Annotated in this window: 1 rRNA gene; it reads left to right on the top strand. The window is 58.5% G+C overall.

What is annotated here, in order from left to right:
• A 23S ribosomal RNA gene (locus ADL08_RS15685) occupies window positions 1-207 on the top strand; the annotation flags it as partial.

Here is a 207-nt window from a genome sequence, read left to right as displayed (position 1 = left end):
GTTGTCCTGCCAAGGGCATGGCTGGTTGGCTACGTTCGGGAGGGATAACCGCTGAAAGCATCTAAGCGGGAAGCCTGCTTCGAGATGAGTATTCCCACCCACTAGATGGGGTAAGGCTCCCAGTAGACGACTGGGTTGATAGGCCGGATGTGGAAGCCCCGCAAGGGGTGGAGCTGACCGGTACTAATAGGCCGAGGGCTTGTCCTC

This window comes from Streptomyces sp. NRRL F-6492, assembly GCF_001280125.1.
In the GTDB taxonomy this organism is placed as follows: Bacteria; Actinomycetota; Actinomycetes; order Streptomycetales; family Streptomycetaceae; genus Streptomyces.
Note: the sequence above shows the minus strand (reverse complement) of the source record. Positions and strands in the feature narration are given on the sequence as shown.